Origin of the sequence: Pantoea brenneri (genome assembly GCF_038594305.1) — a bacterium.
Lineage (GTDB): Bacteria > Pseudomonadota > Gammaproteobacteria > Enterobacterales > Enterobacteriaceae > Pantoea > Pantoea brenneri.
The window spans coordinates 104893-120559 of the sequence record NZ_JBCGBG010000002.1; the positions used below are offsets into that span (position 1 = coordinate 104893).

General features: G+C 54.9%; 16 protein-coding genes and 1 pseudogene. 4 read left to right on the plus strand and 13 right to left on the minus strand.

From position 1 onward, the window contains the following. The 4 genes from AABB92_RS11290 to AABB92_RS11305 are packed head-to-tail and all read right to left on the minus strand — an operon-like array spanning window position 1 to window position 3945. The gene (locus tag AABB92_RS11290) at window positions 1–948 is read right to left on the minus strand and encodes a carbohydrate kinase family protein (protein ID WP_031377684.1); all 948 of its coding nucleotides are present in this window, start codon (window positions 946–948) and stop codon (window positions 1–3) included. Window positions 949–950: 2 nt separating this feature from the next. After that, window positions 951–1790 carry a carbohydrate ABC transporter permease gene (locus AABB92_RS11295; RefSeq protein ID WP_046289319.1) on the minus strand — a complete coding sequence of 280 codons (840 nt, stop codon included), beginning with the start codon at window positions 1788–1790 and terminating at the stop codon, window positions 951–953. Beyond that, complete coding sequence (locus AABB92_RS11300) at window positions 1780–2688, minus strand: carbohydrate ABC transporter permease (protein ID WP_031374467.1); 909 nt, start codon at window positions 2686–2688, stop codon at window positions 1780–1782. The genes AABB92_RS11295 and AABB92_RS11300 overlap by 11 nt, the downstream gene beginning before the upstream one ends. A 9-nt stretch (window positions 2689–2697) precedes the next feature. Next, a complete protein-coding gene (locus AABB92_RS11305) occupies window positions 2698–3945 on the minus strand; it encodes an extracellular solute-binding protein (protein WP_031374466.1) in 1248 nt (415 codons plus the stop codon). Window positions 3946–4241: 296 nt separating this feature from the next. Here AABB92_RS11305 and AABB92_RS11310 point away from each other — a divergent pair, with 296 nt between their 5' ends. Next, window positions 4242–5417: an ROK family transcriptional regulator gene (locus tag AABB92_RS11310; RefSeq protein WP_031374465.1), complete on the plus strand. Its 1176-nt coding sequence runs from the start codon at window positions 4242–4244 to the stop codon at window positions 5415–5417. A 36-nt stretch (window positions 5418–5453) separates the two neighbouring features. Here the strand turns inward: AABB92_RS11310 and AABB92_RS11315 are convergent, their stop codons facing one another. From AABB92_RS11315 to AABB92_RS11325, 3 genes are all read right to left on the minus strand, one after another. Beyond that, window positions 5454–6728, minus strand: a complete 1275-nt coding sequence (locus AABB92_RS11315) for a Glu/Leu/Phe/Val family dehydrogenase (RefSeq protein WP_031374464.1) — start codon at window positions 6726–6728, stop codon at window positions 5454–5456. A 482-nt stretch (window positions 6729–7210) separates the two neighbouring features. Then, window positions 7211–7600, minus strand: a complete 390-nt coding sequence (locus AABB92_RS11320) for a DUF1090 domain-containing protein (protein WP_031374463.1) — start codon at window positions 7598–7600, stop codon at window positions 7211–7213. A 128-nt stretch (window positions 7601–7728) separates the two neighbouring features. Then, window positions 7729–8508: a MerR family transcriptional regulator gene (locus AABB92_RS11325; protein WP_031374462.1), complete on the minus strand. Its 780-nt coding sequence runs from the start codon at window positions 8506–8508 to the stop codon at window positions 7729–7731. 363 nt (window positions 8509–8871) lie between these two features. Here AABB92_RS11325 and AABB92_RS11330 point away from each other — a divergent pair, with 363 nt between their 5' ends. Further along, the gene (locus AABB92_RS11330; RefSeq protein WP_031374461.1) at window positions 8872–9267 is read left to right on the plus strand and encodes a hypothetical protein; all 396 of its coding nucleotides are present in this window, start codon (window positions 8872–8874) and stop codon (window positions 9265–9267) included. 72 nt (window positions 9268–9339) lie between these two features. Here AABB92_RS11330 and AABB92_RS11335 read toward each other — a convergent pair whose 3' ends face one another. Continuing rightward, window positions 9340–9813, minus strand: coding sequence for a nuclear transport factor 2 family protein (locus tag AABB92_RS11335; protein WP_031374460.1), 474 nt, complete (start codon window positions 9811–9813; stop codon window positions 9340–9342). 134 nt (window positions 9814–9947) lie between these two features. After that, complete coding sequence (locus AABB92_RS11340) at window positions 9948–10382, minus strand: 6,7-dimethyl-8-ribityllumazine synthase (RefSeq protein ID WP_031374459.1); 435 nt, start codon at window positions 10380–10382, stop codon at window positions 9948–9950. A gap of 585 nt (window positions 10383–10967) precedes the next feature. Here AABB92_RS11340 and AABB92_RS11345 point away from each other — a divergent pair. Continuing rightward, window positions 10968–11675, plus strand: a complete 708-nt coding sequence (locus AABB92_RS11345; RefSeq protein WP_031374458.1) for a phage antirepressor KilAC domain-containing protein — start codon at window positions 10968–10970, stop codon at window positions 11673–11675. Between the two features lie 120 nt (window positions 11676–11795). Here the strand turns inward: AABB92_RS11345 and AABB92_RS11350 are convergent, their stop codons facing one another. Continuing rightward, window positions 11796–12593, minus strand: coding sequence for a MetQ/NlpA family ABC transporter substrate-binding protein (locus AABB92_RS11350; protein ID WP_031374457.1), 798 nt, complete (start codon window positions 12591–12593; stop codon window positions 11796–11798). Window positions 12594–12900: 307 nt separating this feature from the next. On the opposite strand from AABB92_RS11350, the gene AABB92_RS11355 reads away from it, so the two are divergent. After that, window positions 12901–13293: a cupin domain-containing protein gene (locus AABB92_RS11355; protein WP_031374456.1), complete on the plus strand. Its 393-nt coding sequence runs from the start codon at window positions 12901–12903 to the stop codon at window positions 13291–13293. Window positions 13294–13306: 13 nt separating this feature from the next. Here AABB92_RS11355 and AABB92_RS11360 read toward each other — a convergent pair. From AABB92_RS11360 to AABB92_RS11370, 3 genes and pseudogenes are all read right to left on the minus strand, one after another. Next, window positions 13307–13990, minus strand: a pseudogene (locus AABB92_RS11360) (molybdate ABC transporter substrate-binding protein). After that, window positions 13990–15042 (minus strand): ABC transporter substrate-binding protein, encoded by a 1053-nt coding sequence (locus AABB92_RS11365; protein WP_031374455.1) that lies wholly within the window; start codon window positions 15040–15042, stop codon window positions 13990–13992. Before AABB92_RS11365 ends, AABB92_RS11360 begins: the two are co-directional and overlap by 1 nt. A 205-nt stretch (window positions 15043–15247) precedes the next feature. Continuing rightward, window positions 15248–15592 carry a cupin domain-containing protein gene (locus tag AABB92_RS11370; protein WP_031374454.1) on the minus strand — a complete coding sequence of 115 codons (345 nt, stop codon included), beginning with the start codon at window positions 15590–15592 and terminating at the stop codon, window positions 15248–15250. Between the last annotated feature and the right edge of the window lie 75 nt (window positions 15593–15667).

Below are 15667 nucleotides of genomic sequence, written 5' to 3' on the forward strand. Positions count from 1 at the left end.
TTAGCGCACCTCATGTGAAAGTTGGAGTTGTTGCCAGCCGGGATAGCGGCGCGGTGAACTGCTGATCGCCAGAGAGGCGACATCTATGCCCCAGCGCAGCGCGGTCTGCGTTGGCTGGCGGTAAAGCAGCGCGGCAAGAAAACCGGCGTTGAAACTGTCTCCGGCGCCGATGGTATCAACCACCGTCACCGGTTGCGCCGCCACGTGCAGCGTCCCGGTGGCAGACCACAACCGCGCGCCGTCCGCACCGCTTTTCACCACACAGCCACCGCGACCACTGAGCCGGGCCGCCAGCTGAACCGCGCTTTGCTCCACGGACGCGCCGTTGGCTAAGCCGAGCGTTTCAACTTCGTTCAGCAGCAGCCAGTCGCAATCGGCTAACCAGCGATGAACCTGCTGGCGAAGCTCATCATGCCAGCCGGTGGGGGGCCAGCCGGTATCGACCGCCACAGCAAAACCCCGTTGCTGTAGCGCCGCCAGCAGCGCCGGATACGCCTGATAGAGTTCCAGGCAGAGAAAGGTGCCGCACAGCAGAACGATATCGCCCGGTACGGCCTGCGCGGGCAGCTGGTTCAGCACATCCGCAGCGGTCATTTGCGTGATATGGCCAAAGTTGCTGATAAACGAACGTTCGTTGTCAGGATGGGTGACGCCCACCGTCAGCGAGGTTTCACAGCGATAGCGTGGCCAGTGCGCCGCACTGTGCGGGAAATGACTGGCGAGCCAGTGGCTGAATCCGTCATCGCCCTGATTGGCGATAGCGCGGTGCGGCACCTGCATCGCCTCCAGCGCCAGCGCACAGTTACCGGCTGAGCCGCCCGGACGCAGTTCGCTGTGTTGCAGCATCACTTCGGTACCACGCTGTGGCCAGTCGCTCAGCGTGCCCATAATCAAATCCACATTGATATTGCCCACCACGTAAAGCGTGGATGAAGTCGTGTTTGGCATCGTTATCCCTTACTTCCCCCACTGGCCAGACCGCTAACCAGCGTCTTCTGCAGCCAGATGGCAATAAACAGTGGCGGCACCGAGGCCAGAATGCCGATAGCGGCGATCAGCCCGTCATCGGTGGCCCGTCCGGCCGTAAAGCCGGCAATGGCAACCGGTAGCGTCTGGGCCGAAATATTGCTGGTAAACAGCAGCGCATAGAAAAACTCATCCCACGCCAGCAGCCAGCCAAACAGCGCGGCCGCGCCCAGAACCGGCTTCGCCAGCGGCAGGGTAATGCGCAGCAGCACCTGCCAGAAGCGCAGACCATCGAGGCGGGCGGCCTGCTCGATATCACGTGGCAGCGAATCGAACTGGTTCTTCAGCATCCAGGTGAGAAACGGCAGGATCAGCGAGCAGTAGACCATCACCAGGCCAGGCCGGGTATTCAGCAGATCCAGTTGCTGGAGCAGGAAGTAGAGCGGCAGCACGAAAGCCACCGGCGGCACCATGTAGATGGCCAGCGCGCCAAACAGCCAGCCGTCGCGACCGGCGTAACGGGAGAAGCTGAAGGCCGCCGGAATAGCCAGCAGCAGTGAGATGGCGGTTGCTACGCTGGCGACCAGCAGGCTATTGCCCAGCGCATGCAGAAAGATGTTGCCCGGCTGATTCGGTGCCAGCGACACCAATCCGTGATAGCGGCTAAAATCCCACTGCCGGGGCAGCCACTCGAGCGGAACGCGCGACAGATCGCTGGCAGAACTGACGCTCATCAGGAACAGCCAGCCCATCGGGGCCAGAATAGTGATCGCCACCAGCAGCGCCGCGCCATAGCGCAACACCCGTCGCAGTTTAGTTTTCATAAGCAGAACTCCGACGGCGCTGACGCCATAACATCAACAGATAGAGGGTGATCAGCAGGGCGCACATCAGGGTCATCAGCATCGCATAGGCCGCACCGCTGCCGGCTCGCAGATAGCTAAAGGATTCCTGATAAACGAAGAAGCTCAGGGTCTTGGTGCTGTCTACCGGCCCGCCGCGCGTCATTACGTAGATAATGTCGAAGATCTTAAAGGCATCAATGGTGCGCAGGACCAGCGCCACCCCAAGCGGGGCGACGATCGCCGGGAAGGTGATCGCCCGGAAGCGGCGCCAGGCGGAAGCCCCATCCAGTCTGGCAGCTTCAAACAGATCCTCCGGAATCGATTGCAGCGCAGCCAGCACCAGCAGCGTCACCAGCGGATAGTTCTTCCAGATATCCGCGAACATTACCGCATTGAGCGCGGCATCCGGTGAGCCTAGCCAGCTGCGATAACCGTCGATAATACCCAGCTGGCTGAGCAGGGCGTTGATGCTGCCATAGTCCGGGTTGAAGTTAAGCCGCCACATCATCGCGTTGACGATGGTTGGCAGCGCCCACGGCAGAATCACCAGCACCCGCAGGATATTGCGTCCGGCAAACTTCTGGTTAAGCAGCAACGCCACCAGCACGCCAATCACGCCTTCAAAGGTCACCGAGACGAGGGTGAAATAAAGCGTACGGCCAATCGATGCCCGAAAGTCGGGATCGCTCAGCGCGTAAACGTAGTTTTCCAGTCCGATCCAGCCTGGCATTTCCCCGCTGCCAATCAGCGCAGCATCAGTAAAACTCAGCCAGATGGTGCGCAACAAAGGCCAGGCGGTAAGCAGCAGCATCACCAGCAGCATGGGTGCCAGCAGCACCCATGCCTGACGCTGTTCGCGTTGACGCAAACTCAGCATCATGACTCCTTAACGCAGACGCGCAGCGCTTTTATCCACCGCCGCCATCGCATCCTGGGCCGTGGTTTTACCCAGTAACACCTGCTGCAACTGCTGCTGAAGCTGGTTCGAGAGACGTGAATAGTCGGCCGTTTCCGGACGTGACAGCATCACGTTTAGTGACTTATCAGCCGCAGCGATCAGGCTCTCCTGATCTTTTTTCACCGCCGGGTCCTGATAAGACGATTTCCAGATTGGCAGGCTGAGGCGGGCGTACTGATTCTGTACCGGCTGTGAGGTCATATACTGAATGTACTGCCATGCCTGCTCCGGATGGGTGCTGCCTTTGGCGATACCCAGACCCATTGAGCCGTTTACGCCGCCCGCCTGGCCCGGCGCATCACCTGGCGCTGGCATGATGCCAACGTCGCCCGCCACCTTACTCTGCTTAGGATCGTTGGCCATGTTGTACATATAGGTCCAGTTGAGCGCGAACGCTGCATCACCGTTGGAGAAGGATTTACGCACATCTTCTTCCAGATACTCGCGTGAAGCCGGATTACTCAGTCCGTCGTCGAGTGAACTTTTCATCAGGTTTAACGCTTTAAGCGAGGCCGGACTGGAGAAGTTGAGCTTACCGTTTTGATAGAACTGGCCGCCAAAGCCCGACACCAGTGTGGTGTAGTCACACACCAGCGCTTCGGCCTGCGACCAGCTCCAGACCAGCGGATAGTTAACGATTTTTTTCTGCTTGATGATTTTTGCGTCGTCCAGCACCTGCTGCCAGGTCTGTGGCGGGGTGGTGATGCCCGCTTTGCTCAGCATCGCCTTGTTGTAGTAGAGATATTTAGTATCCAGAATCCACGGCATTCCCAGGGTTTTGCCCTTATAGATCACCGTGTTCATCGCGCCCGGGAAAACTTTATCTTTCTCTTCCGGCGTGATGCGGGCGCTCACATCCTGCAGCAGATCGAAACGGGTAAACTCAGCCGGCCAGATGGCATCGAACAGCACCACATCGTAACCATTGCCACCGGCACCGCGCGCCGCAACAATCTTGTCGTGCAGCGCTTCATACGGCACAAACTCCAGATTGACGCTGACATCCGGATGCTGCTTTTGAAAATTCTGCGTCATGGCGCGAATATCATTTTCGCTGTAGGCCGCCTGAGTCATAAACAGGGCATTGATCTGGCTGGCCGCTACCGCACTGCCGGCGCTGAGCATCAGCAGGGCGGCAACGCCCGCTTTGAGTTGAGGGGTAAAACGCTGTGACATGATCTTCTCCACTATGCAGCAACAGGATGTCGATTAATTAAATCAATTTGATTGATTTAATCAGGGGCGTAATCTGGGGCAGTTATTGCACTGGCCTGGAAAGTAATAAGCAAACGGCGTGCCACAAAAATCGCAGCGGATGAAACAATGCCGTAACAACGCTGAAACTCAGACTGCGCTTTTACGCTAAAACTGCCTATCCTGTTCGCCCGGATTTGTGTGCAGGATCAAAGATATTATTTGCCCGCGCCGCCACAGGGACTAATACTGTCGGTCCCGCTGTAATGGAAAACAACATGACAACCTCGGGCACTAACCTTGAACATGCGCGGGCGCACAATCGACGCGTGGTGATTGAAGCCATTCGTCTGCATGGCGAACTGACGCGCGCAGAACTGGCCCGCATGACGGCGCTGACGCCGCAGACGGTCTCTAACATTGTGGCGGAACTGGAGCAGGCGGAACTGCTGACCAGCCGCCAGCCGCGCCGTAGCGGACGCGGTCAGCCGTCGATTCCGGTAACGCTGAATCCCACCAGCGCCTGGTCGATTGGCATTCATCTCGATCATCAGACGCTGCTGCTGGTGCTGGTCGATCTCAGCGGCGAAGTGCACCTGCGCCGCCTCGTTATGGTGCAAAAGCCCCAGCCCGCTGCCACTCTGGCGCGCATTGCTGGTGTGCTGGATGAGATGCGTACCTTTCTTGGTGCGCAGTGGAGTAAAGTTCTCGGCATTGGCGTGGTGATGCCGGGGCCGTTTGGCGTAGAGGGCATTTCCTCGGTGGGTCCCACCACCCTGAACGGCTGGGAGCAGGTTGATATCGAAGCCGAACTCAGAGTCCTCAGCGGATTGCCGGTCACGCTGGAGAACGATGCCACGGTAGCCGCCATCGGCGAACGCTTTCACGGCGTTGCTCGCCAGCTCAACTCATTTATCTATCTCTACATTGGCACCGGTCTCGGCGCGGGGATCTTTACCGATGGCCACATCTATACCGGCCACGCCCACAATGCCGGCGAGATAGGGCACATAGTGGTTGAACCAGGCGGACGCGACTGTTACTGCGGTAACCAGGGCTGCCTTGAACGCTACGTCTCGCTCCAGGCCGCCTACGAATTTTGCGGACTCGACCCGATGCGCGCGCTGCCGGAAGATCTGTTGCAGATTGAACCCGCACGGTTTGCGGCGTGGATTGACAGCGTGTTGATCCCGTTGCGCCAGGCGATCAATATTCTGGAATCGGTGTTTGATGCTGAAGCGGTGATTATTGGCGGGATGATGCCAGCGCCGTTACTGGAACAGATCGTGCACCGTTTACCGCCGCTTTATCAGTCGGTGCGTGGGCGCTATCTCAATGCGATGCGTCTGAAGACAGGAATGACCGGGAGTGATACCGCTGCGCTTGGCGCTGCCGCATTACCGATCTTTGACGAGTTTAATCCTCAGTTTCAGGTGCTGATGAAGCAGGCGTGAAAACGGGCGCTGCCGGTAACGGCAGCGCCAGCCAGATTAGCCAGGATAGATACCGCGATCTTTACGCGCCATCAGAATGCGCTCACACGCCACGATGTACGCTGCGGTGCGCAGTGAACAATCTTTCTCTTTGGCTTTCTCCCAGACGTGGACCATCGCATCGGTCATGATCTTGTCTGAACGACGGTTGATCTCATCTTCGCTCCAGAAGAAGCTCGCCATGTCCTGCACCCACTCGAAGTAGCTGACGGTTACGCCGCCGGCGTTACAGACCACATCCGGCACCACGATAATGCCGCGCGTCGCCAGCATATCGTCAGCATCGGGATAGGTCGGACCGTTAGCGCCTTCCAGCACGATTTTGCAGCTCAGGATTTCGGCTCGTTCGCGGGTAATCTGACCTTCCAGCGCCGCCGGGATCAGGATGTCCATTTCCGTGGTCCAGAACGCCTCTTTATCGATGGTCTGTGCGCCCGGATAGCCGGCAATCTGCTTATGGGCGATCTGCCATTCAGTCAGCGCAGCCATGTCGATGCCGTCGGCATTGAACAGTGTCGCGGTATGGTCCTGAATCACCACCACTCGTGCGCCAGCCTCATTAAACAGGCGGGCGGCTTCGCTGCCGACGTTACCAAAGCCCTGCACCGCAACGCGGGCGCCTTCAATATCAATACCGGCACGACGCGCCACTTCACGGCCGGTGATAAACACCCCGCGACCAGTGGCTTTTTCACGACCCAGCGAACCACCGAGGTGAATCGGCTTACCGGTGACAACGCCGGTAATCGTAGTGCCGTGGTTCATGGAGTAGGTATCCATCATCCACGCCATCACTTTGCTGTTAGTGCCGACGTCTGGCGCAGGAATATCTTTTTGCGGTCCGATGATGATGCCGATCTCGCTGGTATAACGGCGGGTCAGTCGCTCAAGTTCACCATCGGACAGTTTGAAAGGATCAACGCGGATGCCGCCCTTAGCACCACCATACGGCAGGTTGACTGCGGCACACTTGATGGTCATCCAGGCGGAAAGCGCCATCACCTCATTGAGATCAACATTCGGATGGTAGCGAATGCCGCCTTTGCCCGGACCGCGTGAAAGGTTGTGCTGTACGCGATAGCCTTCGAAATGGCGGATTGAGCCATCGTCCATTTGCAGAGGAATATCGACAATCAACGCACGTTTTGGATGACGCAGTGTATCTATCCAACGTGAAAGATCGCCTAAATAGGGCGCAACCCGGTCGATTTGTTGTAAGTAGGTGGACCAGGCAGATGTACTGCTTTCAGACGCATAAGATAACTTATCCATAAAAAACCTTTCTTAATGAAGTTATTTATTGTGTGGAGCCGTGGAGACAGAGCGCAAATCACTGCGCCGCTATAATCTAACACTCCTGAAACAAATAAGATGGTGATGTCAGCACCGCAGCAGCGCTGATTGCGCCTTTTTGGCGCATCCGCAGTGAATAATTATCCGCATTCGCTCACCATCATAGGCGAATAATCATGCGCAGAGAGCGCATAGCGGCTGCATAGAAAGGGAAATATCGCCATTTTTCAGATCTTTGAAGGCGTTCAAAAAGTTAAATAATTGATCACAGCGATATTGACTTTGATGCACCAATTAAGTGCATGAGAATAAGTAATCAAAGGATGAGATTAAGTAATGGGTTGCGGCAAGATAGCGCAGGCTAATCAGGCAATTAGCGTTAGCAGCCCGTTCATCGGAAAAATAACGTGCAGTGAAAAAGCGAAGGGGTGGACCAGCCGGTGCGGCTGGTCCACGTGAGATTATTGCTGCAGCGCCTGTTCCGCTTCCTGCAGTTCCTGACGGGCTTCAGCCAGTTTCTGCTGACGTTTTTCAATTTTACTGGCGCTACGTCCTTCAGCCTGTGCTTTTGCCAGTTCCTGTTGCCGCTCCTGCACCTTTTGCTTTTTCTCAGCGACTTTCTCCTGCCGCTGCTGCAACAGACCGCTGTCGGTACAGTGGGCCTTTACTTCGCTCAGTGCTTTTTCAAGACCGGCAGTCTGATGGGTATTATTATGCTGGCGAGCATAGGAGAGCTGGGTTTCAATCTCCTGCTTTTTCGCGGCACAACCGGTCAGGTCATCGGACGCCTGAGCAACGCTAAAGGTGGCAGGCAGCATAAATAAGCTAAGGATCAGCAAGGTTTTTTTCATTATCGTCTCGTCAATGAGTCTGTGTGGTGGCATCAGTATACGCAGCCATCTTAAGAGATTCTTAACCGAAAAAAATATGTGCCTGGGGCGGAATACAGGGAGGGATTCGGAGAAAATGCTGCCTGCAGTCAGGCAGCCGAGGAGGTTTTGTTCCGGAGAGTCGCAACATAGTGCAGATTACGATCGGGACCGCTAAGCATCACCGGCTCACCTGCCTGGCGCTGCTGTTCAAAATAGTCCTGCATTGTCTGGCTGATGCCCGCGCCACACCACATCACATGGTGCTGATGTAAATCGGTTTTCACCGCTGGCTCACCGCTGGTGTGCGAAGCAACATCAACGTTGAAGCCCATCGCCGACAGCCGAATCGCTTCCAGCCAGATTTCGGTTTCATCGCGCACGCTGACCGCTTCGAGAAATAGCGGGATGGTGCTTTCACTGCGTGATGACGCGCGCATCACCTTGTCAGCCTGCTGTTGCACCGACTGCTGGAAACGTCCCAGCCGACGTACCGCACCCTGACGGCGATCGGCACGCAGCCAGTCGCTGAGCGGGCGTAACAGATTAAAGATAAAATCATCACCGCTGTAGTCGCTGGACATTTTGTGCATCTGGCGCGACAACGACAACGGGGTACCAAATTCGAGTTGCCACAGCATATCGCCTTTGCGTGCTGTCCAGCCCGCGGTGGAGATGGCTGATGCGCTCGCCTGTCCCTGTTTAATTTCCTGTAGCGTCGCGCCGGTTGCGGTTAAGGCAACCAGACTGCGGACTTCGCTTAACTGCGCGTCGCTCCATTGATCCTGACGTATCTGCGGTGATAGCAGGCCCTGTTTCATCCAGCTTTTCAGATTCGCCGGATGGGTGCCCGTCATTGCGCAGACTGTTTCAGTAGTATGAGAATACATATCGTGCCCTCTGATGAGGGGAAGGCCGCCGGGATTAACCGGGGATGAGCAGCCACTATGAACCTCATAACGACAAATTGATAGGGGGCAATCTGCGTTCAAATAGCAGCATAGCTGCCGTGACGCTGCGCTTATCCGTGGAGTAAAATCGGTTAATTACTGGCTGATCAGGTGGTTATATGATCAGGTATCAGGCGAATGAAAAGCTGTGTATTTATTCAGTAAAATTTATTTACGCTAAAAGAGCATGAATAAGCCGCTATTCAGCCGGTTTTTAAGAGCATACCGACCCGCCAACCCGTTACTTCCGGCAGGCAAACCGCTAAAATAGGCGGCTCAAATGACCAGGAGAAAGACTGCCAAATGCCTTATCGTTTTACACTCGCCGCCGTGACGGCTGCCGTTGTACTCACCGGTTGTGCCCGCCACGCCGCTAACGATGCTCCCAGTGAATTTGCTGCTGGCCCGACGCAGATCGATGTTTCACACATCAAAACCCGTGCAGACGATGGGTCCAACGTTTTTCTGACGGTGGACGGTAAAGATGCCGGCCCGTTACCCAATGGCGAAAGCATGCTGTTGCACGTTCCGGCAGGCAAACATCAGGTTGGTGGCTACGTCCCAACGCTGTTCGGTCTCGGTCGGGTCACCATTGCCCCAATTGAAGTGACAACGTCACCTGATGACGTCAAAAAAGTGGCTTATACGGTCACCCGTAATAAAGCGTCATTTGTCGAAAATCCTGACGAACAGGGTTAAGCGCACCAGTGATGACAGTAATCACCCAGCGGTAAGCCTCGCTGGGTGCATTCAGTCGGGGTAGTCCCGAAACTACAGGCCAAGCTCGCTGAGTGAAGGATGGTCATCAGGACGGCGGCCCTGCGGCCAGTGAAACAGTCGCTGGCTTTCAGTGATTGGCAGGTCATTAATACTGGCGTGACGCTGCATCATTAAGCCGTTGTCGTCGAAAGCCCAGTTTTCATTGCCGTAAGATCGATACCACTGCTGACTGGCATCATGCCATTCATAGGCGAACCGCACCGCAATGCGGTTGTGGTGAAAACTCCACAACTCTTTAATCAACCGGTATTGCTGCTCCCGCAGCCATTTCTGCTGCAGAAAGGCGATAATCTCCGCGCGACCGGTAATAAAGGTGTCTCGATTGCGCCACTGACTGTCGATGGTATAAGCCAGCGAAACCCGATCAGCATCCCGACTATTCCAGGCATCCTCTGCCAGACGGACCTTTTCGCTAGCCTGTTCGGCGAGGGTAAACGGTGGCAAGGGCGGGCGAGGCTTCTCCATCATATTCTCCTTACTCAGGCTCCGGCAGCAAGAGCCGACGCGGCTGCACCTATTAAAGCACAGCGACTCTCGGTTGATTCTAACCGGCAGGCTGACTGAGAGTGACATCACCCTCAGCCGCAGTATTTAGAAAATCAGAGTGCGATCGCATGGATCTGGCTGACAGCACGCGCCGCTTCTTTGCCTTTCTTCACGAAATGTTCAGTGTAGAAGTCAATAAACTCCGGTGCTGGCTGGAAGTTATGCGGCGTTAACGACACCGAGAAGATCGGCACGTTGGTGGTCAGCTGGGCCTGCATCAGACCGGTGACAACCGCCTGCGCGACAAAATCATGGCGATAGATTCCGCCATCGACAACCAGTGCGGCACAGACTACGGCGTCAAACTTGCCGGTCTGAGCCAGACGTTGCGCCAGCAGCGGCATTTCAAAAGCGCCCGGAACATCCCATGTTTTGATCTCATATGGCGTACCGCGACTTTCCAGTTCCTGTTCGAATCCGCTCAGGGCCTGAGAAACGATTTCGCTATGCCAGTTTGCTTTGATAAAGGCGACTTTCAACGGCTGCATGACTTACTCCAGTTAAAGTGACATCGGCAGGCTGACGGCTGAGATAAAGCGCCTGTGCCCCGAATCAATATGTTTTGCCCGGATGGCCGCGCGAGTCAATCGATCGGCGGCGATCCGGCAGTCAGTAGATTGGCGCGCCCTGAAACGCTATTCAGGATAGGTCTCATTGTCCTGAATAAGTCAGTAAGCAGGGCGTTCAGCCGCGGCGAAAGGTGGATTCGACCGCCACTACTATACTGTAATGTAAAGAATCTGTGTCCGTCTTTATCGATCATGCTGTGTTTAAAGCTGAAACGCGCGGGGCGATGCTGGCAACATCGCGTTGCATAAACAGCCACAGTGTCCTCATCGCCAGACAGCGACAGCATCCTCACTGCTATCCGCTTCATCCGTATGGCTGCATCGTTAAACCACACCCCAGCGAAACCGCTATCTCCCCGGTAAAAATTCCTCTGCAACCGCCGTTTTGCGTAACGGGTTCCGGTTAGGCAATTGCTCAAATAAAATACTGGATATTTGAACAGGTGTTTGTATAATAAATCTACTGCCCGCTGGGTATTGGTAGAGTTAGTGAGGGGTTAACCCATGATGATTTCGACTGAAAGCCTCAAATCACTGGAACAATCGGTCACAATGAGCAGCCGTGAACTGGCTCAGATGACCGGCATCACGCATGGAGAAGTTAAGCGGTTAATTAAAAGTCTGGAGACCGCCCAGCGCCTGTCGCAACCGATAATCGTCAATGATTATGAGCGGGAAGGGGAAGTGCGCCAGGAGTACCGCCTGAATAAACGTGATTCGCTGCTGGCCGTGGCGCGCCTGTCACCGGGCTTTACCGCTGAAGTGCTGGATCGCTGGCAGGATCGCGAAAGAACCACTCATCTGCCCGATTTCACCAATCCGGCGGAAGCTGCACGCGCCTGGGCTGAGCAGTTTGAACAGCGCCAGGCCGCTGAGCAGCAGCTGGCGCTTTCTGCCCCAAAAGCGGCTTTCTTTGACAGCTTTGTTGAGGTTGAAGATTCGCTGGGTTTTCGCCAGCTGTGCAAAATGCTGAAGGTCAAAGAGCCTGAATTCCGTCAGTTCCTGCTGGAACGCAACATTATGTATCGTGCAAAAGGGACGCTGACACCACAGCATTACCACCTGCAGGCCGGTTATTTCACGCTGCATTCCGGTGTGGGTGAAAACCAGCACGCCTTTTCCCAGGCACGTTTTACCTCAAAAGGGGTGAAATGGATCGCCAGCCTGTGGGCCGGTCATGTTTCAGCACAGCCTAAGGGCGCCGCCGCCTGACCGCTGCTTTGCTGAAATAATGCCAGATGCAGCCGGAAATCATTAAGGGTATGCCTCAACGCCGGGCATAAAAAAGGCCGCAACACTGTGCGGCCTTTTTACGTTTTGGCGTAAAGTTAATTACCAGCCTTTAATGGCATCGCCTTTATAAACTTCTTCTGCCTTGGCCGCTACTTCAGGTGATTGCAGTGCCGATTTCAGCTTCTGAATTTTATCACTGTCTTTATTATCTTCGCGTGAAACCAGCGCGTTGACATAAGGAGAGGCCGCACTTTCCATAAATAAGCCGTCACGGTGCGCTGATAATCCAGCCTGCGCCGAGAAATTGGTATTAATGATCGAAAGGGTAACGTTAGGATCATCCAGCGTACGGGTCAGCTGCGGCGTATCAACTTCAACCAGTTTCAGATTCTTTGGATTCTCAGTAATATCCAGTGAGGTCGGTAAATAGCCGACACCATCTTTAAGCTTAATCAGGCCCTGTGCCTGCAGCAGTAACAGGCTGCGTCCGAGGGTGGTCGCTTCGTTAGAGATGGTGATCGTTGCGCCATCCTGAAGCTCGCTGATATTTTTGATTTTGTGCGAGTAGGCCGCAATCGGGAAGACAAAGGTCTTTCCGACCACAGCAAATTTGTAGCCACGTTCTTTAGATTGATCTTCCAGATAAGGCAGACTCTGGAAGGCATTAGCATCGACTTCTTTATTATTCAGCGCTTCATTAGGTAACACATAGTCGTTGAAGTTAAGCACTTCCACATCCAGCTTATATTTCTCTTTCGCTACCTGCTGTACCACCTGCCAGATCGCTTCATCCGGCCCGGTATTAATCGCCACTTTTACTTTGTTGTCGTCATCCTGGTTACAGGCGGATAATAATAAAACAGAACTGGCGAGTAACGCCGTGAACAGACCTTTCATTATCAAATATCCCTTAGGTTGTAGATGGCATCAAAGATAATACAGAATTGTTAGGATGCGTACTGGCTGACGGATATATCTTATAACCACAAACACCAACATTGTTCATTAATTAAGCACAAAAAAACCGACGCTGCCGTTTTGATGAAAATATCACTGTCGAGGAGCTGTGCAATATTCTTCCTGCCACGGCAATGGCGCGCTGCACAAGGCCGATTGCGCCGGAGCGGCGAATTTCTTCTATGCTTATCCCGCTAAGCAGGCCAGATCGTTCTGCTCACAGTTGAATTATTAACAGGGATTTACCATGTCAAAACAGGATAACAACGCTTCCGGGGTTAACGCAGTCGAAGTAATGCGCAGCAGTCAGGCCTGGAACGGTGAGGAAATAGAATGCTACCCGGCGGGCCAGCCCGAACTGACCGTGATGCGGCTGTCACTGCCTGCCAACACCTCATTACCCTGGCATACCCATCCGATGCCCAATGCGGCGTTTGTGCTGTCCGGTACCTTAATTGTTGAAGATAAACAGAGTGGCGAACAACAAACTTTTAAGGCCGGAGAAGCGCTGAATGAAACGGTTAACAGCGCACATCGGGGTTTTACCCTCGACCAGCCAGCCGAACTGGTGATCACCTACGCCGGGGTGAAAGGGCAGCAACTGACTGAGCCACTGCCAGGTGAACCGGAAGAGTTTTAAGACGGCGCTGCGGCTAACCACCAAATCCGGCCTGACGCAATACGGCTTTTGCCTGTGCCGACGCTAAAAATTGCGCCAGCCGCTCCGCCTCGGGCGTGATGACTGCACAACCATAGGCGACGCGCGGGTTATACGCTGCCGGGATATCGATCACTGTCAGCCCGGCAACCTGGCGCAGGGCGGTCCGATAGCTGGAATATCCAATAAACAGATCCGCCTGGCCCTCGATAAGCAGCCATTCCGCCGCCAGCCTGCCAGCCGGCACCGGTACAGAATCAGGTCCACCGACCAATGGCATTGCACGCTAACGTACCGCCACGCCAGCCGGACCCATCCGGCTAAAAAGCGCCTGAGTGTAGTCACCTGAAGGATCGCTTACCGGCGTTGACGTTGCCAGCCGCAGTTCATGGCGGGTGAGCAGGGTGAACCAGTCGTCACCGGTTTGCAGCACGTCGTTACGCACCGTCAGGCACAGCGTATTGCTGGCAAACGGGCTTACCGACAGCGCTCGTCCGTCATCCAGCAATCGCTGCGGATGCGCCATATTGGCGGAGGCAAACAGGTTACAGGATTCTCCCGCTTCGATGCGTTCGCGCAACAGTCCGGCAGGGCCAAATACGCTGTCGACAGCATGCGGAAAGTGGGCCATCAGCGCGGGCCATACGCTTTTCAGGCTACCAGCCGCCAGCACGCGCATCAGTCATTACCCTGCCAGGAGGTGCGGTAGAATCGCTGATACCAGTCGTTCGCCAGTTTGCGCATATCCACGTCCTGAAACTTCGCCGGGTAGAGTTTTTTCGCCATCCACAGTTCACCAATACCCATCGCTTCCGGCATCGGATAGCCCCAGGCTTTCGCGTAATCTGGCATCAGATAGACCCGATGGTTTTTCACCGCCGAAATGGTCTGCCACTGCGGGGAATGCTGGATTTCAGCGACCACCGACGGATAACGATCCTGGACAAAAATCACCTCAGGATCCCAGGCGATCACCTGTTCCATTGAGACGGTTTTGAATCCGGTCACAGTTGCCGCCGCCACGTTGATTGCGCCCGCATGCGCCATCATCAGACCGGTATATTTACCTGAGCCGTAGGTGGTCAGCTGCGGGTTTGCCATATATGCGCGAACGCGTTGATTGGCCGGAATTGCTTTCAGCCGGTCACTGACCATTTTACGGCCCCGATCGGTGGCTTCAATCAGCGCTTTCGCTTCCGCCGGTTTATTGACGATCTCTCCGATAAGGGTGATTCCTTCGCGCAATCCGCTATCGTAGGCGGTTTCTTCATCAGCCAGAGTCGGATTGAGTTTTGCTTTTTCGCCCGTCCGATCGTGGCGCAGGGAGATGGCCACCACCGGCATGCCCAGCGCGCTGATGCTGTCGATCATCTCCTGAGGCGCGTAATTGGTCACAAACACCACCTGTGGATGGAGCGCCACCAGTTTTTCAGGGTCAACATGGGTGAGATCACCCAGCGCTGCCTTCTGGCTCAGCGTCGGTGCCAGACGGGCATAGCTGTCGCCAAGCTGCTGCTTCCAGTTCGCCATCACGCCAACAATTTTGTCGGTGGCATTCATTTGCACCAGCAGATTCAGCGTCTGATGCTGAAGTACGACCACGCGATCGACGCGATCGGGAATCGTGACCTGACGGCCAAGCTGATCGATAATTTGTCGCGATGCCTGCGAGATGAGCGGAAGAACTATCAGTGAACCTGCAATCAGTAACTGTAAAACGCGCTTAATCATAATGTCCCCGGATTTTCGATATGCAAAAGATTATACAGCGCTAGCGGCAAAAGGTCCTGATGCAAATCAGCATATTCTGGCGGCGGGACGGAAAAACAGGATAAAATGAAAAGCCTTATCAGGTGCGCATAATCTATCTTATGTTAAATTAACGCTCTCACACAGAGAGTCAGACTCTCGCACCTAACCCCTGCTGCTCTTTGCTTTATTGCTCCGCCACATCAGAGCGGTCACCGCGCGTGGTTGGATGAGAAATGACGATAAACTCAACTGCGCTATCGGACTCATTTCGCGCCTGATGCTTTGCCTCAGGAGGAATTTCAATCCCCTGCCGTGCGGCAATCTGATGCTTCTCACCTTCAAGCTCCATGGTGAGCACGCCGTCGAGTACAAAGAAAAACTGGCGTGAGAGCGAATGAAAATGACGTTTTTCCTGCGTATCGGCCGGCATTTTTTCATGAATAATCAGCATATCCTGACGCTTCAGCAGATACCATCCATCGCAGGCATCGCCCCAGTGATAGTGCTCTGCATTCTCTTTTGAAATCATTACGCCCTCGAATTCCGCTATAAATGAACCTGCTATTATCTGCTCAACGCGGTAGCCCGCGCTGGCTGATGAATA

What these genes read in the sequence shown, in the direction of transcription:
- AABB92_RS11365 (WP_031374455.1), bottom strand. Translation starts at nt 15,042, where the DNA reads ATGATTAAGCGCGTTTTACAGTTACTGATTGCAGGTTCACTGATAGTT.
- AABB92_RS11290 (WP_031377684.1), bottom strand. Translation starts at nt 948, where the DNA reads ATGCCAAACACGACTTCATCCACGCTTTACGTGGTGGGCAATATCAAT.
- AABB92_RS11300 (WP_031374467.1), bottom strand. Translation starts at nt 2,688, where the DNA reads ATGCTGAGTTTGCGTCAACGCGAACAGCGTCAGGCATGGGTGCTGCTG.
- AABB92_RS11325 (WP_031374462.1), bottom strand. Translation starts at nt 8,508, where the DNA reads ATGTATTCTCATACTACTGAAACAGTCTGCGCAATGACGGGCACCCAT.
- AABB92_RS11340 (WP_031374459.1), bottom strand. Translation starts at nt 10,382, where the DNA reads ATGCAGCCGTTGAAAGTCGCCTTTATCAAAGCAAACTGGCATAGCGAA.
- AABB92_RS11335 (WP_031374460.1), bottom strand. Translation starts at nt 9,813, where the DNA reads ATGGAGAAGCCTCGCCCGCCCTTGCCACCGTTTACCCTCGCCGAACAG.
- AABB92_RS11295 (WP_046289319.1), bottom strand. Translation starts at nt 1,790, where the DNA reads ATGAAAACTAAACTGCGACGGGTGTTGCGCTATGGCGCGGCGCTGCTG.
- AABB92_RS11330 (WP_031374461.1), top strand. Translation starts at nt 8,872, where the DNA reads ATGCCTTATCGTTTTACACTCGCCGCCGTGACGGCTGCCGTTGTACTC.
- AABB92_RS11350 (WP_031374457.1), bottom strand. Translation starts at nt 12,593, where the DNA reads ATGAAAGGTCTGTTCACGGCGTTACTCGCCAGTTCTGTTTTATTATTA.
- AABB92_RS11370 (WP_031374454.1), bottom strand. Translation starts at nt 15,592, where the DNA reads ATGATTTCAAAAGAGAATGCAGAGCACTATCACTGGGGCGATGCCTGC.
- AABB92_RS11310 (WP_031374465.1), top strand. Translation starts at nt 4,242, where the DNA reads ATGACAACCTCGGGCACTAACCTTGAACATGCGCGGGCGCACAATCGA.
- AABB92_RS11305 (WP_031374466.1), bottom strand. Translation starts at nt 3,945, where the DNA reads ATGTCACAGCGTTTTACCCCTCAACTCAAAGCGGGCGTTGCCGCCCTG.
- AABB92_RS11345 (WP_031374458.1), top strand. Translation starts at nt 10,968, where the DNA reads ATGATGATTTCGACTGAAAGCCTCAAATCACTGGAACAATCGGTCACA.
- AABB92_RS11320 (WP_031374463.1), bottom strand. Translation starts at nt 7,600, where the DNA reads ATGAAAAAAACCTTGCTGATCCTTAGCTTATTTATGCTGCCTGCCACC.
- AABB92_RS11315 (WP_031374464.1), bottom strand. Translation starts at nt 6,728, where the DNA reads ATGGATAAGTTATCTTATGCGTCTGAAAGCAGTACATCTGCCTGGTCC.
- AABB92_RS11355 (WP_031374456.1), top strand. Translation starts at nt 12,901, where the DNA reads ATGTCAAAACAGGATAACAACGCTTCCGGGGTTAACGCAGTCGAAGTA.